Source organism: Moorena sp. (genome assembly GCF_982860115.1).
The window spans coordinates 1-23,110 of record NZ_CEYLVT010000045.1 but is presented as its reverse complement, the minus strand read 5'-3'; the positions used below and the strand labels follow the sequence as shown (position 1 = coordinate 23,110).

Annotated in this window: 18 protein-coding genes and 1 pseudogene; 6 read left to right on the top strand and 13 right to left on the bottom strand. The window is 43.6% G+C overall.

Annotation, left to right across the window (positions count from 1 at the left end; translation table 11 throughout):
• Window positions 1-137 precede the first annotated feature (137 nt).
• The gene (gene speA, locus AC4II3_RS10465; RefSeq protein WP_488007864.1) at window positions 138-2,273 is read right to left on the bottom strand and encodes a biosynthetic arginine decarboxylase; all 2,136 of its coding nucleotides are present in this window, start codon (window positions 2,271-2,273) and stop codon (window positions 138-140) included.
• A gap of 64 nt (window positions 2,274-2,337) precedes the next feature.
• On the opposite strand from speA, the gene AC4II3_RS10460 reads away from it, so the two are divergent.
• Window positions 2,338-2,925 (top strand): hypothetical protein, encoded by a 588-nt coding sequence (locus tag AC4II3_RS10460; RefSeq protein WP_488007862.1) that lies wholly within the window; start codon window positions 2,338-2,340, stop codon window positions 2,923-2,925.
• A 75-nt stretch (window positions 2,926-3,000) separates the two neighbouring features.
• Here the strand turns inward: AC4II3_RS10460 and AC4II3_RS10455 are convergent, their stop codons facing one another.
• The 12 genes from AC4II3_RS10455 to AC4II3_RS10400 form a co-directional block, all read right to left on the bottom strand.
• The gene (locus AC4II3_RS10455) at window positions 3,001-5,478 is read right to left on the bottom strand and encodes a CHAT domain-containing protein (protein ID WP_488007860.1); all 2,478 of its coding nucleotides are present in this window, start codon (window positions 5,476-5,478) and stop codon (window positions 3,001-3,003) included.
• A gap of 1,030 nt (window positions 5,479-6,508) precedes the next feature.
• A complete protein-coding gene (locus AC4II3_RS10450) occupies window positions 6,509-6,733 on the bottom strand; it encodes a hypothetical protein (RefSeq protein WP_488007858.1) in 225 nt (74 codons plus the stop codon).
• Complete coding sequence (locus AC4II3_RS10445; protein WP_488007856.1) at window positions 6,730-8,499, bottom strand: S8 family peptidase; 1,770 nt, start codon at window positions 8,497-8,499, stop codon at window positions 6,730-6,732. The genes AC4II3_RS10450 and AC4II3_RS10445 overlap by 4 nt, the downstream gene beginning before the upstream one ends.
• A gap of 44 nt (window positions 8,500-8,543) precedes the next feature.
• Entirely contained in the window at window positions 8,544-8,672 is a 129-nt protein-coding gene (locus tag AC4II3_RS10440) for a hypothetical protein (RefSeq protein ID WP_488029084.1), read from the bottom strand.
• Window positions 8,673-8,696: 24 nt separating this feature from the next.
• Window positions 8,697-9,638 carry an isopenicillin N synthase family dioxygenase gene (locus AC4II3_RS10435; RefSeq protein ID WP_488029083.1) on the bottom strand — a complete coding sequence of 314 codons (942 nt, stop codon included), beginning with the start codon at window positions 9,636-9,638 and terminating at the stop codon, window positions 8,697-8,699.
• 142 nt (window positions 9,639-9,780) lie between these two features.
• Window positions 9,781-11,280: a MurL C-terminal domain-containing protein gene (locus AC4II3_RS10430; RefSeq protein ID WP_488012595.1), complete on the bottom strand. Its 1,500-nt coding sequence runs from the start codon at window positions 11,278-11,280 to the stop codon at window positions 9,781-9,783.
• Window positions 11,281-11,290: 10 nt separating this feature from the next.
• Window positions 11,291-12,394 (bottom strand): mandelate racemase/muconate lactonizing enzyme family protein, encoded by a 1,104-nt coding sequence (locus AC4II3_RS10425; protein ID WP_488012597.1) that lies wholly within the window; start codon window positions 12,392-12,394, stop codon window positions 11,291-11,293.
• Between the two features lie 7 nt (window positions 12,395-12,401).
• Window positions 12,402-13,004, bottom strand: a complete 603-nt coding sequence (locus AC4II3_RS10420; protein ID WP_488012599.1) for a hypothetical protein — start codon at window positions 13,002-13,004, stop codon at window positions 12,402-12,404.
• Window positions 13,005-13,399: 395 nt separating this feature from the next.
• Window positions 13,400-14,713 (bottom strand): NAD(P)-dependent oxidoreductase, encoded by a 1,314-nt coding sequence (locus AC4II3_RS10415; protein WP_488012601.1) that lies wholly within the window; start codon window positions 14,711-14,713, stop codon window positions 13,400-13,402.
• A 65-nt stretch (window positions 14,714-14,778) separates the two neighbouring features.
• Entirely contained in the window at window positions 14,779-15,837 is a 1,059-nt protein-coding gene (locus AC4II3_RS10410; RefSeq protein ID WP_488012603.1) for an alcohol dehydrogenase family protein, read from the bottom strand.
• A 69-nt stretch (window positions 15,838-15,906) separates the two neighbouring features.
• Entirely contained in the window at window positions 15,907-17,178 is a 1,272-nt protein-coding gene (gene iscB / locus AC4II3_RS10405) for an RNA-guided endonuclease IscB (protein WP_488012605.1), read from the bottom strand.
• 495 nt (window positions 17,179-17,673) lie between these two features.
• Window positions 17,674-18,363, bottom strand: a complete 690-nt coding sequence (locus AC4II3_RS10400) for a class I SAM-dependent DNA methyltransferase (protein ID WP_488012607.1) — start codon at window positions 18,361-18,363, stop codon at window positions 17,674-17,676.
• Window positions 18,364-19,280: 917 nt separating this feature from the next.
• Between AC4II3_RS10400 and AC4II3_RS10395 the strand changes: the two genes are divergently transcribed.
• From AC4II3_RS10395 to AC4II3_RS10375, 5 genes and pseudogenes are all read left to right on the top strand, one after another.
• The gene (locus AC4II3_RS10395; RefSeq protein ID WP_488012613.1) at window positions 19,281-20,348 is read left to right on the top strand and encodes an Mrp/NBP35 family ATP-binding protein; all 1,068 of its coding nucleotides are present in this window, start codon (window positions 19,281-19,283) and stop codon (window positions 20,346-20,348) included.
• A 296-nt stretch (window positions 20,349-20,644) separates the two neighbouring features.
• Window positions 20,645-21,922 carry a rod shape-determining protein RodA gene (rodA, locus tag AC4II3_RS10390; protein WP_488012609.1) on the top strand — a complete coding sequence of 426 codons (1,278 nt, stop codon included), beginning with the start codon at window positions 20,645-20,647 and terminating at the stop codon, window positions 21,920-21,922.
• 96 nt (window positions 21,923-22,018) lie between these two features.
• Entirely contained in the window at window positions 22,019-22,210 is a 192-nt protein-coding gene (locus AC4II3_RS10385; RefSeq protein WP_044493740.1) for an NAD(P)H dehydrogenase subunit NdhS, read from the top strand.
• A 58-nt stretch (window positions 22,211-22,268) separates the two neighbouring features.
• A complete protein-coding gene (locus AC4II3_RS10380) occupies window positions 22,269-22,937 on the top strand; it encodes an HAS-barrel domain-containing protein (protein WP_488012611.1) in 669 nt (222 codons plus the stop codon).
• Window positions 22,931-23,110: pseudogene (locus AC4II3_RS10375) on the top strand (hypothetical protein); the annotation flags it as partial. The gene AC4II3_RS10380 and the pseudogene AC4II3_RS10375, both read left to right, overlap by 7 nt.

Sequence of the window (23,110 nt, the reverse complement as noted above, 5' to 3'; positions counted from 1 at the left end):
ATCGCTTTGGCTGTAGCGAGTACAATTGATACCTTTCCTTAAGCAGGACTTACCCAAAACTGAGCACCAAAACTGAGCACCAAACCCTATAAGTTCTAGGAAACCCAACAATTCGAGTTACTCGGTAAATCCTGAGCTTAGCAACTCAAATAGGTATAACTCCTCAAACTCCGCTCATAATTTTCCAGCAGCCGTTGAGATTCTGCCAAAGTAATTCGGTTCTCTTGCAACGCCTGTTCTGTGCGGCGGCGTATACCTTCTACCAAATCTTCAGCATCATACTGTATATAACCCAAAACTTCCGTGATTGTATCTCCCTTAACCACGTGTTCAATTTCATACCCTCTGGGGCTTAATTTGATGTGAACTGCGTTACTATCACCAAAAAGATTGTGTAAATTTCCCATAATCTCTTGGTAGGCACCAACTAGGAAAAAACCCAAATAGTAGGGTTCTTTGGATTTGGGATTTGGGATTTGGGATTTGCCATTGGAAATTGTCCCTTGCTCCTTGGCTTTGCGCAAAGGATGTAGTTCCAGCAACGATTTAACATCCCGCAGGTTAATAAATTGGTCTATTTTACCATCACTATCGCAGGTAAGGTCAGCCAGGATACCCCTTTGAGTTGGTTCTTCATCCAGCCGATGGATGGGCATAATCGGAAATAGCTGGTTAATTCCCCAGCAATCTGGCACTGATTGGAAGACGGATAGGTTGACATAATAAATTGATGCCATGATCGTTTCCAGGTCTGCTAGATCATCAGGAACATAGTCTTGTGTCCTGATAATTTCCCGAATCTTCTGACAGCACGCCCAATAAAGCTGCTCAGCTTTAGCCCGCTCGGTAATGCTGAGATACCCTAAACTGAACAGGCTTTTTGCTTCTTGGTTAAGCTCGATGGCATCATGATAAGCTTCCTGGTAATTCTCAAGGTCGATAGTACAGTAAGTTTCCCAAAGATTTCGGATAATTAGATGGTCTTGTTCCGTTGCCAGTGGAGGGGATTGAGATTCGACATCACTGGTACTCAAAACATCAAAGATCAAAACTGATTGGTGGGATGCGATCGCACGACCACTTTCACTAATCAGTGTTGGTGCCGGAATTTGATGTTCCTCACAAGCTTCCTTAACCGCAGCCACAATGTCATTGGCATAGTTCTGCATGTTGTAGTTTTTGGAGGCATGGAAGTTTGTTTTGGAGCCATCGTAATCCACTGCCAAGCCACCACCTACATCTAGATACTGCATATTCACCCCTAATCCCTTGAGCTCAGCATAAATTTGGCTGGCTTCGCGAATAGCATCTTTAATCACGCTAATGGCAGAGATTTGAGAGCCGATGTGGAAGTGCAACAGCTGCAATGACTCAAGCATTCCAGCCTCCCGTAGTTGGTCAATGGCTTGGAGTATTTCTGGAATTTTCAGACCAAATTTAGCTTTATCTCCGACAGAGTTTCCCCAACGACCCATGCTTTGTGTACTCAGTTTGGCTCGCACCCCCAGCACTGGTATGATGCCTCCTAACGAAGCCGCCACCTCAATGATTAGCTGCACTTCTTCTAGCTGTTCTAGGACAATTATCGGATTATGTCCCAATCGCCTAGCTAAAAGGGCAGTTTCAAGATATTCCCGGTCTTTGTAGCCGTTACAAATAATTAGGGAATCCGGAGTGAGCAATGTTGCTAGAGCAATCATCAATTCAGGTTTAGAACCGACTTCTAAACCAAATTGATAAGGTTGACCAAAATACACGACATCCTCTACCACATGTCGATGCTGGTTGCATTTAACTGGAAACACTCCCTGGTAACGACCAGGGTATTTGTAGCGAGTAATGGCTTGGGCAAAACAGGCGTTTAATTGCTCTATCTGGTCTGCCAAGATATCTGAAAAATGGATTAATAATGGTAGTCCCAAGTTGCGCTGCTTAAGGGATTCTACCAGTTCCAACAAATCCAACGAGCCGCCCCCATTGCCTTTAGGGGAAACCATGATATGACCAGCAGTGTTAATGGCAAAGTAAGGTTCTCCCCAGCCTTGGAGCTGATAAAGCTCCTCACTTTTCTCAATTGTCCAAGATTTAGAGGTCTTCTGATCTTGGTTCTGGTTAGGGATTTGAGAACGGGATGAGTTGATCAACTTAACACCATAATCTGTAGGATTTTGAGTCGAGAACCCTGTAGTAGTCTCAGTAGTAGTCTCAGGGGTTAAATACTCTTGAAACTGGGATTTACGCTGTAGTGTCACCAATAACCTCCTTAAAGACATTGGTCGAACTGACTAGCCATGCTAAAATGCCGTCAGCGTGTTTTTTAACTAATCGTGAGCGTCGATGTCTAAACCATCAGGTCATCAGGCTCAAAAGCAAGATTATTTCGAGTCCATCCAAAAGCTAATATACAATCATCAGATTGCTGTTTGGGTTGGGCTTTGGGTTGTTATGGTCATAGCCGGTAGCATAGCAACTATTGGTCTGATTGATCCTGGACCGATTGAGCAAGAAGCCAATAATCCACAACCAGCTCTGGCCCAACTGCGGGCATCAGCAGCAAAAGAGGCTGTGCCTCTGTCTTTGTTTGGTGTTGTTGCTGTAGGCTGCGCCAGCGGTTGCTTATTGCTTACTCAGGCTCTAAAATTTTCAAGCCGGAAAACGAAACTGAAAAGACCGATAACATCTAGTGTCAGCAGTAGAAGGCGACGCCGTAATTCTAGACGCCGTAAGGCGACTCGCAAACAACAACCAGTAAAATCAGTACCATTATTACCACCATCACAAAACAGCAGCGATGACCAACAGACCGAGGTAACGGTTTTGCCACCGGAGCCTACTGATCAGACCCTAGCTAAAGACGAGACTCTTGCCAACATGATGGATATGCGTAAGCGCCGCTCTCTGTCTTCCTTGATGCGGGATCAATAATCAGCCGAGGCTAGTGGTGATTTAATTTGCTCTTAATTTGCCCTTTGTTCACTCTTGAGGGTTGACTATTAACCGTCAATTGTTAGAAGTTCTAACCTCTAACAGGGATTGCCAATCTTTAATCCCTTGCTGTGACCAAAGCCAGTTCTTGCTCAAGGCATCAGGTCGGAAGTTAATGGGATCATTGGTGATCACATGTTGCCGTAGCTTGAGGGATTCTTTGGACAAATTCGCCCGCTTAGATCCGTTTTGTTCTTGAGCCGATTTCCAGAAGCCTAGCGCTAAGCCAGCATAGGTATTCAATTTTTGGGAATTGCTAAATTGTCCAGATCCAACTGTTGTAGATTTCCCTTTGCTACTCCTATACAATGCATCTAACCAAGCTTGGTTAGCTTGCTCGTATTTGCCTTCAGCGTAATAGGCAAACCCTAGGGCATTACGGTAAGTCCAAGAGTCAGGTTCTTGTTTGACTGCTCTTTCCCAATAACGTCTGACATCATCCAGACTGTATTCATCCGAACCGGTCTGGATCGACTGCCATGCCAGACGCCCTCTTAAGAAACTCACCATTGACTGATTCAATTGTTCTGAGGGAACTTCCTGAAGGGCAGCAGAAGCCTTGGGTAATGCACCCCGGTCTAGCAATTCCGTTACAGCTTTGGTTCCTCCAATCATATTCCCCTGACTGAAGGCTTCAATTGCGATCGCTGTGAGGTTATTGGTAGAGGAATCAAAAGATTCGGAGGGACCTGGTAGTAATGGTATCCCTGGCCCAGAAGTAGGAGGGTTCTGGACAAACCAAACCCCCAAAAGTACTAAGGCAAGAGTTCCCGTTGCTCCTAGTCCGATCCACAATGGTGAACGTGGTAACCTTAAACCCTTGTGTTTAGGATTAGTGACCTTTTTAGCCTCAACTTCTGCCGTAGTATCCTCACGCTTTGGAGCTAATTGGGTTGAGCCGTCCGTAGAGGCCGGTGTCAGGGTTGCGGCTGAAGCTTTCAAAGGAGCAGGGAGTTGGCTTGGGGTATGGACTGGTAGGTTCTTCTGAGCCGCCTCTGAGTAAGGGTTTTCGGATAACCCCTCTGAATTCGATGCTGCTTCTGTATTCAGCTGATCCAACAATCCCTTAATGAAAGCAGCAGGATCGTCTGCTTCTAGTGCATGAGATTCTAAACCCGGTGTTACACCCGTAAGACTTTCATCCTCATACTCAGCTTCTGGCCTAGAGACAAGACCTGACTCTTCCTCAAGTTCTGAGAATGTGGTATAATCATTGCCCGCTGGTGCTGTAAAAAACGCCTCTTCTGGGTCTAACCCTACAGTCATTCCAGGAGGATCGGGCAGGCTAAATATTTGAGTTCGGTCATAACTGTGGTCATCATTGGTCAGGAAACCATCAAATTCCGGATGCAGATAGAGAACAGGTAATGCCCAATAAAGCTGGTTCGAGCCATAAGCAGAAATTAGTCCTTGTCTAGCTCGCGAGAGGCTTAGGTCAATGGGGTAACCCTGGTTGATGTTACGGTATAATAATCGGGTTAGGGTCAAGGCTACCTCATCAGGAATGCGCTCTGCCATCGCTAGAACCCCAGGAATACCCCGCTTAACCAGTGCTTGGGCGAGGTTTTGATCGTTAGCATTTTCTTGAGTATCTGAAGCAGCTGTATGAGCACCACGACAGGAGTTGAATACAGCCAGCTGGACACCATTATTAACTAACAATCCAGCTAGATCATCACCCCTTAAGGTCTCTGTCAAACCAGTTTTTTTACTAACCAAGTAGACATCACCACCTGATTCCCCTAGGTTAGAGTGACCAGCATAGTGGAAGACTTGATATTTCCCTTGTTCCAGGGCTTGGGTTAACTGTTCCCGTCCTGGCTGTTCCAGAATTGTCAGATGAATCGCTGGTGGTCCATTGGGTGAACGATGGCGGAGTTCTTCTTTAAGGTGAGATGCTTCTTGTAAGAGTTCTAAACTTTCTTGATCACTTGGACCGGCGATCACCATCAAAATTTTCAGAGGTTGATTCGGTGGAGACAAAGGCTTCGGAACTGGTCTAATCAACCCTTTGGTCATCTGGTAGCGAGAGAAAGCCACATCAGTCCCTGTGGCTAGGGGACGATCCCCAGCATGGAGGACTTCCCAAGGTAGGCGGGGTAATTCTGTACCTTTCAATCCCAGACGCAGTCGCAAAACCGACCTTTGATTTTGAGCGATCGCTTGCGCCATCATCCAGCTATCCCGCAAGCTTCCTTTAAACAGGGCATTGTATAGTTCCTGACCCAAGGCAACTAAGTTTAAAGAGGATTGAGAGTACGGTTCTCCCCAAGATGGCATGGCAAAACTGCCATCCACCGCAGCTGCTCTACCCTGCAGGACACTAAATAGGGGGTCATTCATCAGTTGCTTGGCCTGGGTTAACCATTCTTCTACCGGCCAACTGACTTGTTCTTCTGCCAATGAGACTCCCGGTGCCACTCGTTCGATGCGCACCAGATAATCATCATGTTTTCCTAAGGGGGTTACGGAGATATGGAATTCCTGTGCCACTGTTGCCCAATTTTGCTCAATTTCAAGGGTTCAATTTTGCTCATAGTGACGAGCGTTGGCGGAAGGCTTAAAAATTCTTGAATATTGAATATTTGTTTACTATTTGCTTATTGAGGAGTATTCCTTTAGGGGAAAATTCTTGTTGGCTCATGGTATTGATGCCATTTTTTAGTTAAAGTTTCCAAGGCATACTCTGTTAATTGTTTTGAATCAGAAAATTTCCTAATTCCAGCATTTGGGTGCCACTTTACCCAGATTTTTCCGGATTGCTATCACCAATTTCAGAAAAGTGAAATGGTAGATGCACCCTGATTGACACCCCCGGTTCACTTTAGTGAGCTGGGGATTTTTTTTCACTTCTTGATGCAGTCGCTCATGGGGGAAACCCCCTTTGGCGGCGCTGCATCGCTGGGTGGTAAGGTGTTACCCACTGTATCTAGCCATCTCTATAGATTAGTTTGCTTGCTCCTTTCCCTCTAAACACGAACTGACGAACGGTCTTAAGCACTTAAAACAGGGGAAATTGCCTTGGTAAGCAGCTAATTTACCCTTTGGGAATTGGTACTCATACCCAGCAGCATTGGATGTACTGAATCAGTAAGCTTTCCAGGAGAAAGGATTAGGGTGTAGGTTTATCCATACTTATGATAAGCGTGTTATCAACTAGCTTAACATCTGAAATTTTCCCCAAGATACTCCTTTGGGGTGTCATCACTGTATCCAGAGCATTTTAGTCAGCCTGACCCTCAACTTTGCTAATTTACGTCAACACTGCCTAATCCTTGGTATTAACCAGTTTGTCAGTCTTAGGGAGAAGCTCTAGGTGTATTGTTTGAGCTTTATTATGGTTTTTGTAAAGATTTTGACAAGACTCGGTAATTACCGAGTCTTAGGGTTTCACCCCATAGGTAGATGATTTTTGAGCATAGCTTTTAGGGAGCTAGTGAACATGGGGTGATGGGGTGATGGGAAAATAGGCTGATACCTGAATAGTTACGTCCTGATTGTCTTCGTTCAATAGGTAAGATCCTCAAGGGAGTAACTCAAAGGACTTGATCTCCAACACCGGACCAATCATCGCAAAGGTCATCACATCCTCTCGCACCTCTCCTGTAACCGTTACCTTCAATCCCGATTGCTTTAACTCTGGCGGACTATTTTTGAGTTCGTAGGTTTCCCCTGAGTCAGAAACCAGTGCCCAGGCTCCTGAACCCATCTCTTTGCGCTCAATTACGCCTGTGATGCTGATCGTCATGCTGATTGTTTATCCCCTTGAACTGCTAAATAAGCTAGTCCAAAACAGAGCAAGGCATTGGCAATCAGGAACACCCGAGACAACACCCCGCCTCCTAGCCAGATTAGCTCAGGTGAAACCACAGCACTCACGGCTAGGCAACTGGCCACACCAAGAGCTGAACCAACTGCTAACCACTTCCATTGGGGATGTCCTAACAGTAGGGCGATTAAAATAAATGGAATCACAACACTGGCAAATAGAGGGTTGAGAAAACTGCTGCTGCCAATAGCGCTACCCAATTCTGGAATCGAACTGCCCATGACTCGGAAGGGCCATTGGGGTAAGTCAAAGATATACAAACCTTTCAGGAAGAATAATCCTGAACTCCCCGCTACTAAGCCAGTGGCAAGAGACCAACTCCAAGTAAAGGGAAAATAATTGCGCAAGAACCAGGCCAGCAGGTAGGAACCTAGTACCATAGCAATCTTTGGCCACAGGGCGATCACACCACCGTCAATCCAAAAGCGAGGATTGAGATAGCCGTTATCCCGTAACCAGCGGAAGAAGTCTTGGAAAGTAATTTGTCCTTTCAGAGCCAGTTTAACCGCAGCACCAGCATCCAATTGTCCAGCACCATAGTGGTTTAGGGGGTCATCTTCTATCGCTCGGGTAGACTGCTTGAGTACATTCAATACATCAGCAGGGTCTTGAATCCCAGTAGCTTTGATTAAAGCTGCCACACCAGCAACGTGAGGCGATGCCATACTGGTGCCTTGGAAGCCAGCAAATACAGGGCTGCCTGTGTCTCCATCAATCGTCTCTTGCAGAATTTTACCATTTTCACTGCCACCAGGGGCTGAGATATCTACCCCAGCACCAAAGTTAGAGTAGGGAGCTTTCAGTCCTGCGGAATCAAGGGCAGAAACACCAATAACATGGGGATAGCGGGCAGGGTAAGCGGCAGCATTTTGGTTAGAGTTACCAGCAGCAGCCACTAGGACAACACCTTTGTGATAGGCATAGTCGATGGCCTCTGCCATCAGATTGCTTTCACCAGCCCCTCCTAAACTCATGTTGATCACATCTACCTCATGATCAGCGGCAAAACGAATCGCTTCCGCAATATCAGCCACTGTACCACCACCATTAGCTGCCAATACCTTCAGGGGCATCAGGGTAGCTTCGTAAGCAACTCCGGCAACACCGTAACCATTGTTGGTAGATTGGGCAATGGTACCAGCTACGTGAGTACCGTGACCTTGATCATCCCATGCTTCAATCCGGTCATTGACAAAGTCGTAGCCTTCAACAAATTCAGTATCTTTCAAATCCGGGACTGCGCTGACCCCGGTGTCAATCACTGCTACTGTTACGCCACTACCCTTGGTGTCATCCCAGGCAGATTCTACATTAATGCTGCGCAGGTTCCACTGCTTGCCATAGTCAGGGTCATTGGGAACCTCGAAAGCACTATAGGTATAGTTCGGTTCAATATATTCTGTTGCTTGGGATAGTCCTGATTGTTTCAGAGTATTCAGCAGTTGTTTATCTCCCTTTAGGATATATATGTGATCCGCTGCTGAAAATTCACTATTGAGTTGGGGATTAACCTCGTATTCTTTTGCGATCGCTTGCAATTGCTCATTAAGTTGAGCAGCTGGGATATCTTCCCGGAAGTCGATTACAATCGACTCAAAATTCCCCTGATTTGCCAATCCTTTAAAGTTAAACAGGGCAAAACCCAGCCCTACTACAAACAGACACAGTATCAAAAATTTTCTCATGGCAATCTGTCGCTGGTTCGCGAGTCTTTAATCACCACGATAGCTTATATAGCAAAGGGAGTAGGGAGTAGGGAGTAGGGAGTAGGGAGTAGGGAGTAGGGAGTGGGGATGCAGCGCGGCCAAAAGCAGTCAACCAAGGCGCTATGGGGCGACAAGTCAGCTATTATCCCCATAACTTATTATCTACAAAATCCTGATTACTTTAATTCCTGAGCTCGACCTGCCCCTGTTTTAGTCACCCAAATTGAATTAAAGTTTTTCAGCATAATGTCAGTAGGATTTATCTTTTTATCGGTTCCGAGCGGTTCAAACGTTCCGTTGACATTTGGATATACAAAGAAAGGAATCGAAATCCGACTCCTGGAGAGTTTATGAATCACTTCGTGGGGAGTACTTACAAACAAACCATTTGTCCAAAGTTGCAACATATCCCCCAAATTAATCACAAACGCATCTTCTAAACAGAGCGCATCAATCCAGGCATTTTTAGTATAAACCCGCAGGGAAGGGGTGGGAAAATATTCTTGGATTAACACAGTAAAAATACCGTTGTCTGTGTGTTTTCCTGCCACACCACTTTCTGAGGGGTAGTAAATAGTTCGATGGATCAGGATTGGATCATCAAAATAAGGCTCAAACCAATCCGGGTCAAGGTTCAAAGCAACAGCCAGTGCCCTAAGAAGGTGGGGAACAATTTTAGTCATAATCTCCCCTTGAAGCTGATAGTGGGATGCCGCAAAACCAGGGGCTACAGTATCATCAGGAATCAAGGTAGGACCAGTAAACGGCTTGTCTGAAGGTGGATGTTCTATGCCAAGGTCAAAAAGTTCCTTGGGATCAGGACCAACGTCTTCATGGAGGGTTTCGCCATAAAGGGGAACGTAGCCCCTAGACGTGTTGGGATAAACGGTTTGTTTATCCTGTCCGTAGGCTTTTTTAATGTGTTCTGGCAACTGAAAAAAGTTATGGGAAGCGTCGATGGTTTGTTGAACTAAATCGGCAGAAATGCCATGATCTTTCAAATAGAAAAACCCATGCTCTAAGCAGATGTTATAGAGGCGTTTGTGTTCTTCGTTGCCTGATTTGGAACCATTGATATCTTTTAATTTTGTTAACGAGATTACGGGTAAGGTATTCATTGATAATTCTCCTGATTCATGTAGCAATTAGCGCGATGGGCGTTCGCGCAGCGTGGCCTACGGCCACAGCCCCGCTTTCAGCGATCGCAACTAGAGCAAATTCTCAAACGTTATGAAAGCACACAAAGCTGAGAAGTAAATCCTAACCTAGAACTGGACTAATTTTTTTCCACAACCATTCGGGTATGGTATGGTGGTCTTCATAAACTTTACCGAATTGATTCTGAATTTGCTGAAAATAATTTTCTACTGATTTACCACTATTCTGTAAGGGTGTCAAAATTTCCCTTTCAAAGAGATCGATTGCTTGGTTTCTAACACCTTGTTGATAAAGCTTGTAAAAATAAAGTTGAGTTTCTTCGTGCATTCCTACGCATTCCCAGGGAATGTAACCCTTTAGCCCTAGTAATTCTGACCAAGTAGATAAATTTTCTGACCTGGTGAAGAGGTCTTTACCAAAAGCTTTGATTACCTTTTCCCTATCTCCATAAGCGCAGAAACCAGCAAAGACATAGCAGCATTTTTCACAACGACAACACCAAGGTTTTTGGACATTACAGGAATTTGTTGCGTAAGGGAGCTGGTCTCCTAATTTAAAAACTAAGTCAAATATCTTCACATCATGAATGGCTTTTATTAAACTGCTGTGATTAATGTTCTTAAACATTCTCGCCATCTGTTCTTTTTTTAGTTGACCAGCTTCTAGGCTTTTTGGCCATTGATGTGCGATTGCTTCTCCTGAATGTTTATCAATTAAATTAGGAGCATCAGCACTCTTTTCGTTACCAAGGAGCAGCAGAGGAATTTCATGAATTGCCTGAATGGGTGCTATAATAAAAGGTAAAACGATACCTTCTCCAGTAGGAGCAGTCCGAAAAGATTTTTTGTACTCAAAATTGTACTCAAAATAGTCTTGAGTGCGAGCAAATATGTTAAAACTCTTAAGTCTTTCTTCAAGCCAAGGGTAATAAAAGTCCTGAAAGTAGATATAATGTTGCTTTCTGTGGTTTAAATGTTTACTTGCTTGAGTAAAAAGTTCTTTTTGTTCTTCAGTATCGCCATAGGAATTATATAAGCAAGTTAAAATATCGTAATTAATTCCAGCTTCTTGTAAAATTAAACTGCATAGTAAACTATCTTTACCTGAACCCGAGCCTATAATTGCATCTACAGCGCCTTGTTCGGTTTTTAACTTGAAAAGAGGATAAGTGATATCTTTACCAAGTACTGATTCGTTAACCTTTATTTCTGGACTTTTGTATCCAAGTTTGCCGACTTGATAGCGACTTTCACTCCAGCATTTGGGAATTATAGTTTGCAATAAATTGATTAATTCTTTGTCAATGAATTGACTATATTTACTGAAGTCAATTTTTTGGGGAAGTACAGAAGAAAAGCGTAGGGTAGATAGTACAGCAATAATGACAGCCCAACATTGTACCTGAGAAGGATATCCTAAATTTGTATCTTCTAAATTAATTGAGCTATATTTAATATAACAATCGATTTCTTGTCCATCTAGGAGATAGCGAAACCATAGTTTATCGGGTTTCAATAAAACCTTTTCTAGGTACACTTCCTCGATCAGAAAGTCTTCAAATTCTTGGCAGTTTAAATGATTTTCTGTTTCTAAAATTTGCATTACAAACCTATTATTGATACACCGCGATCGCTTCACCCAAAATATCAAGTTTTGGCTCTACACCAAGCCCTGGAGCTTCTGGTGCAAAAGTCTTACCCCCTTGATTCCTTGCACCACCTGTGGCTGTGTCAACCGTTAGCATGTCGTGGCATAACCAAGTTGCCCGCAAGTGAGTTTCTGGGGTACTCTGAGCCAGATGTACGGCTCCCGTATCTGCAATTACACTACCACCAGTTTCTTCAATGTTCATCCGAATCCCCGTTTCCACACAAAAATCTCGGATGCGCTTGGCTTTAGTTAATCCTCCAACCCGATTAATCTTCAGGCCAATAGCCTCACAAGCACGGTCAGCTTGAGCACGGACAATATCACCATACCGCTGAATACATTCATCAAGAATAATGGGATGAGAAGTTACTTGACGCAGTTGCAGACATTCTTCATAGGTTTCACAGGGCTGTTCAAAATACAGAATTGGCTCGGTTACTGAGTTCATCACCCGCATCCCTTCATCTACTAACCAAGCTCGATTAACATCAAAGGTTGCACTTTCATTGGCAGGTAAATAAGCACCAATCGCTTTAATTCTCTCAATGTCTAGAGCCACATCAGCTCCAATCTTACAAGTATGGACGATGTAGCCTTTTTCTTGACCCCTTTTAATGGATTCAATCATCTCCTCTGGGGTACCGGTGGGAACAGAATTTTGGATGGTTATGGCTTGGTCGATACGACCACCAAATAGTTCACACAGAGGCAATCCCGTTGCTTTACCCAAGATATCCCAACAAGCCATATCTAGGGCAGATTTAATATAGGGATGACCTGGTAGAGCAATATCCATCGTCCGATAGATCAAATCCGTGCGTCTGGGATCTAATCCCAGGAGTTGAGGGGCTAACTCTTCAATTCCAGCCCTGATACCCCGCCCAAAAGCAGGTAAATAAGTGGAACCCCAAGGGCATCCTTCTCCCCAACCTCGGATTCCTTCATCTGTATCAATAGCAACTATGGTGGAATCAAGTTTATCAAAGTACAACCTACCTCCTGATAGTCGGTAAGGATGCTCTAGGGGTAAGGTGACTTGATAGACAGAAATTCGTGATATTTTCATACTGTTTTTAACTTCTTTTTAAACTAACGAAGTTATGGGGAATAATCTCACCATCTTTAAGAACGTTAGCCATTTTATAGCCCATGTCACTTTGAACATCCTTACTAGTAGCTTCTAAGAGGGAGTATGTCCCCTCAAGGAAAACTTTTGAGTGGCGGGATTGAGAATCGACGAAACGCATCACGTATGCCATCCTCGATGGCAATGGTCCCGCGTTTAAGGCACAGCTTTTGTGCCAAACAAATTTGTCTATGAAAAGGGCATCACCGACTTCAAAGTTATCTTCTATTTTATTATTATCCAAGATAAAATTTTCCACCTGATCAGCACACTGGAAATCATAATTACTCAAGTATTCAGTTTTCAATAATTCCTTAAATTTATCCTGTTCTACTAATTTGTAAATAAAATTAAAATACTCACGGGCAGAATAAACTTGGCGAGACACATAGGCCATGCCTCCGTGTTGATATTTTGTATTAATCGGATCGAGGGGAATCCAGAGGGTATATCCTAAATCCTCTGGCCTAATGTAACAAAAGGAGTAAATGTCATGATGCCAAGGGAATCCTTTCTGATTGGCTTTTATCTCAAATGCAATTCCTTGCATGAAAGTTAGTCCGTTATGGGCTAATTGTTTCATAACATATTGAAAATTCGTTGAAGAATAGATATCGTGTGTTACCCTTTCCTCAACGTCATAACCGATTTTTGAAACTTCTCCAGAATAAAACCTGGGAGGCTTTTTCATTTGATTGGAGTTAGATGTTAGCTTCCGTAATTGAGCGGTAGCTTCACTTGTAAACAGTTTTTTGAGTTTGATAAATCCATTCTCTGAAAAAGACTGTTTATCGTCTTGGGATAGAGTAATTTTATTGACTAATAAACCCATGTAATTTAATTCTATTTATGTTATGGTTTTCAGATCACCTTAAACTAATCATTGCTACCTTTACTAATTACACAGATAATCAGCCTATTCAAATCAACTTTAAACTATTGATTTTAAGCACTAAGATGTGCGATAAATTTGGTTATGACTGGAAGCTTGGCTTGGCTCCCAAAATCAAAGGATTTTATCTTCTCAACAATTTCTGGATTAGGTTGATAAGTATCAAGATTATCAGATACCCAACAGGTTCCAACACTCCAACGAATCACATCCACTAATAATTCATCGGTCAGTCCCATATTTTTTCCTAACTGATTAGCTTCCCCTAAGACTAAGTAATTAATATAAGCCATAAAATCCGTGAGAGATTGAGCAATATCCATTAACTTCTCATCTTCTAATGGTTCCGGCGGTGCATATTCTAATTGATAGGGAAGAGGTTTAATTCGCCCAAAACTATCCTTTACTCTTTCTTCAGAATGAACGTAACTCCGATCTAAACCATAAGGAGAAGGAGCCGTAAAACCAGGTAGCCGCAAATCTAAATTATTGTCTTCTTCCACTAATTTAGTGACTTTCACATGATTATCATGGGCTTCATATTTCTGTCCAGCTTCCCGATATCGCTCTTCAACAATACGCCCTAGAGGTAAAGGAACATTCAGTTCATCAGCTAAGTTTACCGTTAAATCCGTATCTTTTACCGTAATTTCTAAGGAACAGGAATAATCATAACTGCCATCAAAAATAAAGGGGGTTACTTGCTCTGTTACCACACTATTCCCTTTGGACGCTCGGATATAATCCCACATCCATAGCAGATTTATATTATTGATTTTACATATCATCAGAGCTTCCCCTAATGTCAACATTTGCGCATAAAATAACAAGTTAGTTAACAGTTTTACAGTTTGAGCTTCACCAATGGTGTTACTAACAAAGAAAGAAATTTTACCAATCCCATCGAGGGTTTCTTTACTGAGATCGTAGCCTTCCCGATCTCCACTAACATAGAAACTAGCATTACAAAAATCTACACCCATGTGGGAGAGATTGCTCACGGGAGATTCTAAACTGAATAGTCCTTTTTTAGCTGCTTCTTGTGCTATATGTTGAGTGTTATGGTAGTCAGTTGTGGAGAAATCCATCCAAGTTGCACCAGGTCTCATGCCTTCTACTGCCCCAGTTTCTCCTAACATATTTTCTAATACATGATGGGGTAAGGGTAAATTGGTAATCACCAGATCGGCACCTTTAGCAACTTCCTTGGCACTATCTTTCCAAACTGCTCCTGCTGCGATCACTGTTTTGGCCGCTTCTGGATACTTATCATAAACTTGGACTTGATACCCATCCTTCAGCAGTTTGTATATCTGCTGTTTGCCCATGGCTCCTGTACCAATATAGCCAATTTTTTGCTTAGTCATAATCTCCTAATTGTGTCAGAATTTGTTAATTGCTATCAGTGTTGAGAGGTGTTCCAATTCGCAGTTTATAGTTGCTCTAAAGTAATGACAACTTTACCACAGAAGCTTTTGCTTTGGAAAAACGTTTGAGCTGCATGGATTTTAGAAAGGGGAAAAGTTTTAGAAACTACTGGTTTCAAACGATTGTTATTGATATAATTGACTAAATTTTGAAATACTCTGGCTTCCATGCGAGTAGCACCAATCATTTCTAAATCTTTGTAAATGATTTCCCTTAAGTCAAGTTGGACGAGGGGCCCGGCAATGGCACCACAGCTCACATACCTTCCTCCCACTTTCAGCTTCTTGAGTAATTGTGGAAAATACACTCCACCAACAGTATCAAGATATGCCGTAATGGGATGATGATCTAAAGAATCATTTAAATTTTTGTTGCGATCATAAACAAAATCTGCTCCAAGTTTCTGGACAAAGGCTTGCTTACTGTGGCTTGCGATCGCAATTACCGTCGCCCCCCGCAGTTTGCACAGTTGAATCAAAGCACTGCCGACTCCTCCAGAAGCGCCCATAATCAGAACCGTATCAGTGGCAGTAATGCGACCTTTAACCACCATATTTTCGGCGGTGGAATAGGAGCAGGGAAAGCAGGCCAGTTCAACGTCAGATAGGGGTGAGTGGATCGGATAAACGTTGGAAGCGGGAATAACTGCATATTCCGCAAAGCCGCCATCTACTTCGCTGCCAACGTAGCGATCGCTTCCAGAAGACTCAGCCCGAATCCAGGGATCCACCATCACCCTTTGCTCCAGCAGGTTGGGGTCAACATCGACACCGACCTCAACCACTTTGCCAACAATATCAGCCCCTTGAATCCGAGGAAATTGAATCGCGGTTTGTCCCCAACCAGTTGAAGTATTAATAGTTGTTGTCGCGGTATCTTGCAGAACTGCTTCAAACTCCTGTTGTGCAGTATACCAGCCGGTGCGGGTATTCAAGTCCGTGTTATTAACAGAACAAGCTCCCACTTGAATCAGAACCTCTCCCGCTTGGGGCGAGGGTTTAGCCACTTGGGTATAAACTAATTTGTCCGCTCCTCCGTGGCCAGTAAGAAGAGCCGCATTCATCTGTCCGCCTCCCTGGAGACTCCCACTATAATCTTCGATTTAGTGGTGAGAGGAAAGGGAGGACAGGGTTTAAATCGCATAAGCATAACCATCTTTTCTGTGAATAAATTGACAATATTTATGACTGATTCCTTGCACCAGCCCTAATTTAGTTGAGATGTTGAAAGATCCTGATTTTCGAGTGGCTACTCGCCCAACGTAAGTGCCGACCTTCTTTCCTTTAGTTACCACTGCGTGAACAATATCTCCTGTTTGAAAACCTTTGTGAAATTTAATTCTGGAGCAATGACGAATAGGGAATCCATACTTATTCGTTCTACAGAGCTGACGAGTACCGTGTCCTTTGGCTGTTATCAGCAACGGTAGGGTTACTTCAATAATCAATGTTTCAACTTTTCCAACATTTGCTGCATCTAACCAATGAGCTTTAGGAAGACTTTGGCGGCACCTATTGAATTTAGTTAATCCACCGCTACCTACTTCAACAGGTAATCCTATTGATTTGAGATCGTGATATAGCTTCCAACGGGTTATATTTACAGAAGCCGCATCAGCCAGTGGACGCTTAGCTTGACGTAGTATGCGTTTCAGGAGGCTAGGCTTTTTCGACAGAAAAAGTTCAATATCTTGATTGGATTTAGCCTGGTTACATGAATGACAAGCAATAGTTAAATTAGAAACCCGATTAGAACCACCTCTAGATTTAGGCTTAATATGCTCAATTTCTAATTGAGTACCTGTTGCCCCACAATAAGCACACTTGCGATTCCATTTTTCAAGTAGATATTCGCGAAGTTCATAACCGTAAAGTGTACCTTGTTGGTACTCAATACCAGATATTTCAGGATTTTGCAGCTTTTGAGTGTCGAACCTAACCAATTCTTGGGATATACCGGTGACAGGACAGAATCGAATCAACTTTTTAACCCAAGTTAAAATATTTTGAACTCTGGACGTCAAACTAGGCGCTAACCAACCTTTCGGTCTAGTTCTATTTGAAAATCTGGGCTTACGGTATCGAGTTTTACGACTTCGCCGAGACCGCCTTAACTGCCTACGAGAAGTTAAATTATCTCGGATTTGGAAACCTCTGTGAGTAAGTTCAGCGCCCCAAATAACTCGCTGCCCTTGGATAATAGCCAAACCAGTTGTTTTAGCACCAGGATCTATTTTTAATTGATGCTCGTGAGTTACTGGATTTTTTATCTCCTCCGTCAAAATTATGGTGAATGGGTAACGACGATAGACCTTTGCTTTTCCTGCCGAAAGTAAAATCCTAGCTCTTGCAGGCTTACATGGATCTAAGGGTTGTCGGTTTTTGTTGAGTACAAAGACACGCATAATTGTGTTTTCTCCTATTGCTAGGGTTAGGTTAGCCTCGTCAAGGTTATTTCTCGGTACTTTCCCAGTCGCACTGGCTTAACTCAATTACACCTGTTTAACGATTGGGTTCTAGAGCTAGGGACTGGCTACGCATCCCTAGGTAGGAACATTAACACTTAGAAATAACATAGTTCTCAGGAACTTAGACTGGTCAACTATAAGCTTCTTACAAGCTCCCGTCATAATCCAAAGGATTTGACGGTGAGTTATTGACGAGCTGGGTCATCAGAAAAACTCCGGGAGTTTAGAAACCGCCGACTTCTAGTCACAGCAAAGGGCTTACACCGGAATTCATTTCCAGTGCTGATCAGCCCCTTAGGCTGGATTGAACTAAAAAAACTCAAACTAAAAAAACTCAACAAATACACCAGCTAAGGCGATCATATTGGCTTTCATTGTTCAACCCAACCTACGGGCTTCGCAACTTATAGTGCTGCGCTTACCATTCAGCCTTTAGCAAACCCTAAAAGCCCAGTAGTGAGCACCTTCTTCAGCAATGTAAGGGCCGTCAATAATGGAGCTGACAAGCTTGGCCTTGTTTTCAGCTTGGAGTTGATCGCAAACCCCTTGAAAATCTGTGCTGTCGTAATAACTTTTACGAGTACTCACTACAACTAATCCCCCCGGCTTAGTAAAGCGAATCATTTCTTCGAGGGCTGTGGGAGGCACATGACCGAGGGTGAAAACTCCACAACTAATCGCAGCATCATAGCGATTATCCGGGTAGGTTTCGATGGGTTTAGTCATATCGCATCCTCCGGTTAAATTGCGATAAGCCTCGGTTTTTTCAGCTTCTTCAACCATGCCATGGGACAAATCAAACCCATCAACATTTTGATAGCCTTTGCGACGTAACGCAATACCGACAAGGCCGGTACCACAGCCTGCATCTAAAATTTCGATTTTCCGATTGCGTAAATTCAGAAACTTCCCATCGTCCTTGGGTAACAAATCCAAATAGGCAGCAATGTAATCCGGGCCACAATAGTCTTCATTATCCACATCTTGGTCATAAGCCCTTGACCATTGATCGTAGTATTGCTTAAGATCTTCAGCCTTTCCAGAAAGCTTGTGGGCTTCCTTAATCGCATCAAAACTATTAACTGTCTTAGCACTTTTGGGTTCAGCAATGGTTGTCTTCAAAATAAATACCTCTTGTTGTTGACAACTTTTGATATCTCTGATGTCTAGAGGGCTAGAAAGTAGTTATAAGCCCAACTCCTATTAAGAGAAACCTCTAGTGCGGAAGAGTTGCAAAAATTTTATTCATCATCGGGTGGTAAACCCCATGATGACATTGTTTTCCAAAGTCGAACTGCTTTATTTTGGCTAGGGATGCTTGGTCAGGATAATCAGAATCATCGTGATCAGAGACCGGACTGGGAGCACAGCTCCACCAGACAACTTCCTTTAAGAGGTCTCTCGTTAAGCCCATATTTTTCCCTAGCATTTAAGCCTCTTGTAGAATAACATAGTTTTTACAAATGGCAAAAAAATTGAGTCCTTTTGCAATTTTGATCGCGCTGTAATCTAGCTATCACAAGGGATAGTTGTAGTTTTACGAAATTTTACGTCCGCCTCGGCGATAGTTTATATTCACTATCAACTGGAGGGCAAGACCTATAGTGTTTATTAAGCCCATGAGGTACTTAAACCGGTGAATTTTAGGGAGTAGGGAGTAGTGACGGCTGCCCAGACATGAAGGGGTTTACCCATCACAGACTACATCAAGACACGGATAATAAAATTGAATGTACTTGATAAGTATAATTAACGCTATAGTCTTGATTGACATGATAGTTTATAGGGGTTTGCGATTTCCTGAAGTACATAGTTGTCAGTTTTCACGGAGTAGGAATTACCTCTAATCCCCCTTAGGTGTTAGGCTGTGAGTCAAATATAAAAATAATCAAAAATAGTTCGAGACAGTTGCTAACGATCGCCTCAATGGTCTATTTTATTAGTCTGATTGGGAATCACTTCGCCTCGTAAAAGCTCTACAATCTAACCGTAGCCTCTAACTCGTGGCCTTATATCACACACGCTATGCCCGCCTATCTGTGATGCTTGATACAAATTCAGTTTTAGACGTATTACGACCGGTACAAGACCCCGAACTCCAGAAGAGTTTGGTGGAATTAAATATGATCCGCAATGTCAAGGTTGACAACGGTACAGTCAGTTTTACCTTAGTGTTGACCACCCCAGCCTGTCCCTTGCGGGAATTTATTGTAGAGGATTGCCAGAAGGCAGTGAAACAGCTATCAGGAGTAGAAGAGGTAGTAGTGGATGTTACTGCTGAAACACCTCAGCAAAAATCCTTGCCTGACCGCACTGGTATTGAGGGCGTCAAAAATATTTTAGCCATTTCCAGTGGTAAGGGGGGTGTCGGTAAGAGTACTGTTGCGGTAAATGTGGCAGTTACTTTGGCTCAGTTGGGGGCTAAAGTCGGTCTCCTAGACGCTGATATCTATGGTCCCAATGCTCCAGCTATGCTGGGATTAGCTGATGCCAAAGTCATGGTTCAGAAAGGAAAACAGGGGGATGTCATCGAGCCAGCCTTCAACCACGGTATCAAGCTAGTGTCCATGGGATTTCTAATTGATCCAGACCAGCCAGTGATTTGGCGCGGACCGATGTTAAATGGGATTATTCGCCAGTTCCTCTATCAGGTAGAGTGGGGTGATTTGGACTATCTGATTGTGGATATGCCACCAGGAACTGGGGATGCTCAGCTAACTTTAGCCCAAGCAGTACCGATGGCAGGAGCAGTAATTGTGACAACACCCCAAAATGTAGCTCTGTTAGACTCCCGCCGAGGGTTGAAAATGTTTGAGCAAATGGGAGTCCCGGTGTTGGGAATCGTAGAAAATATGAGTTACTTTATCCCACCAGACTTGCCCGACCGTCAGTATGACCTGTTTGGCTCTGGAGGAGGTGAAAAAACATCAAAAGAACTAGGGATTCCCTTGCTCGGTTGTATTCCCCTAGAAATTTCCCTACGGCAGGGAGGGGATCAAGGATTACCCATCGCTGTTGGCAATCCAGAGTCAGCCTCCGCTAAAGCACTGGTAGCGATCGCATCTCAGATTGCTGCCAAAGTTTCCATTGCTGCCCTGTCTAATTAACAAACAATTGTAGGCAAGAATAACTCAAACATAGAACATAGAACATGGAAAATCACCATTAACAATTTTCTAATCGCTAATGCCTAATAGCTCATACAGTCAGCCGTCAGCCGTCAGCTATCAGCCGTCAGCTTATTTTATTCAAAGCAATCAGTGGCTGATCACAGGCTTTTGCCTCAAAGCACCTCAAGTAGCGTGTGTATAAGCTGATATCTGATAGCACCTCAAGTAGCGTGCGCGTAGCGCTAATGGCTGTTCGCTTAGCTCATACCTAATCGCTCATACCTCATACACGGATGGTACAAATTAATAAATTTAATAAATTTAGAATAAGAAATAGTATTCGTTGGCGGCTGTTGTGGGCCCCCTGGCAGGACTTAGACTGGCAACTGTTATTCCTGACTGTGGGGCTGACCATCTTTGGGGCAGTGATGATTCGCTCTGCAGCCATCGACAATGGTGGAAACTATTGGGTCTCCCACTTGCTCATTGGTGGTATTGGATTGTTCATCGCTCTATTCATCTCGCGATCGCGTTATCAATCCCTGATCCAATGGCATTGGGTAATTTACGCCATCACCAATCTGTCCTTAATTGCTGTAATGATGATCGGTGCTACTGCTAAAGGTGCTCAGCGTTGGGTTACCATTGGAGGGTTTAATGTTCAACCCTCAGAATTTGCCAAGATCGGGTTGATTATTACTCTAGCTGCCATCTTGCACAAACGACCCGCTACTACCATTCCAGCAGTAATAGCAGCTTTAGCAGTAACTGTTGTACCTTGGGCATTAGTGTTTGGGCAGCCTGATCTGGGAACATCCTTGGTGTTTGGGGCAATTACCTTGAGTATGCTTTACTGGGCAAATGCCAATCCCGCTTGGTTGGTCGTGTTGATTTCCCCTCTGGTGTCAGCCATTGTGTTCAGTATATCTTTACCTGCATGGTATACCTGGGCTGCTGTAATCACACTTATTGCCTTCCTGAGTCTGCCTTGGCGCTGGTTGGGAGCCTTGGGTACCCTGGTTGTTAACCTAGTAGTCGGACCGTTAGGAAAAGTCTTCTGGAATCTCTTGAAGGACTATCAAAAAGACCGATTAACGCTCTTTTTGAACCCCGATCTAGACCCCCTCGGAGGAGGATATCACCTAATTCAGTCTCGGATTGGTATCGGTGCTGGTCAAGTTTGGGGAAGGGGACTCAACCAGGGAACTCAAACTCAACTCCACTTTATCCCGGAACAGCATACTGACTTCATTTTCTCAGCCATTGGTGAAGAACTAGGCTTTGTAGGTTGCTTGTGTATTTTATTAGCCTTGTGGTGGTTGTGCCTACGCTTGGTGCTGATTGCTCAGAATGCGAAAGACAACTTTGGCTCTCTGGTAACAATTGGCGTGCTCTCAATGATTGTGTTTCAAACCGTGATCAACATTGGGATGACTATTGGCTTAGCTCCCATCACAGGAATTCCTCTACCTTTACTCAGTTACGGTCGTTCAGCCCTACTAACCAACTTTCTTGGCCTAGGGTTGGCCCAAGCAGTGGCGAATTATCGACAGCGATTGAAGTTTCAATGAGTTATGGGTTATTAGATACTGGATGACTAAGAAGTCCATTAGCTCCTATGCTAGTAAAGGAAATCTAAGTAAGGCAATCTAAGTTTTTAGGCACTCATGATTTTTCCAGGTTCTATAGTTCGCGTAATCAATGTTGACGATACCTATTATCGCTTTGAGGGGCTAGTACAGCGGGTTAGTGATGGTAAAGCAGCTGTGCTGTTTGAAGGAGGTAACTGGGATAAATTAGTAACGTTTCAGCTGTCGGAAATCGAAGAGGTGAAACCAAAAATTGGTAAAAAGGGTTAGTTTACAGGCATAGATAAAAGAGATTAATAATTAATGACTAATCACTAATCGCTAAACCATGCGCCTTCCCTTACCCCAGTTTACTCCCAGCAATCGCTCAGAACATCACCTTGCTGAGGTGATTGAAACAGCAACTACAGAATTTCTCGCTCAATGTTTAGAGCCAGAAGATCTAAGCTTTCCGGTCATGCCTCCCTTTGGCAGCTGGGTAAAATCTGTAGATGATGAGTCAGGTAATCAAATTTTTGCTGTAGTTTATTATGCTACCACTAGCCCGATTGATTCGGTTCATCGAGCAACAGCTTTAGGATTATCACTGGCAGAATTACGTGAGCAGCAGCCTCAGATTTTCGCCATGCTTAAAACTGAGTTCCGTGCTGCCATCGTTGGGTTTATGTCTTCGGAAGAGGGTGTTAATGGTTTTAGCAACCATCATGGTCGAGTCTATCAGTATCTTCCACCCCGTCCACCGCAAATTCATCAACCTGTCTACCAGTGTGAACCATCAGAGGTTATTCACTTTAGTGAACAGTTGGATTTTTTGCGAACACTTTTGGAAGTCAATGGTGCCCCAGTAGACCCCCTGACAGCAGCTGTGATTAGGGAAGTTTATCGTCTTCGTCAGACCGACCGTGACTGGTTAGTCAAAGCCGGACGAACCTTGAGTGTTTTACTTAAGGATGATTATGACCGCTTGCGGTATATTTTGAGTCAAATTCATTGGTAGTATTCTGCTCCCCCGTTATCCCTTACGGGGATAACGGGTTATCCTACCCATTACTTTACGAATCACTTCTTGAGTTTCCCCGTTACTTCCAACAGGAATTTCGACCCACACCTCCCTCTGTTTCCCGATTCCCGATTCCCGATTCCCGATTCCCGATTCCCGATTCCCGATTC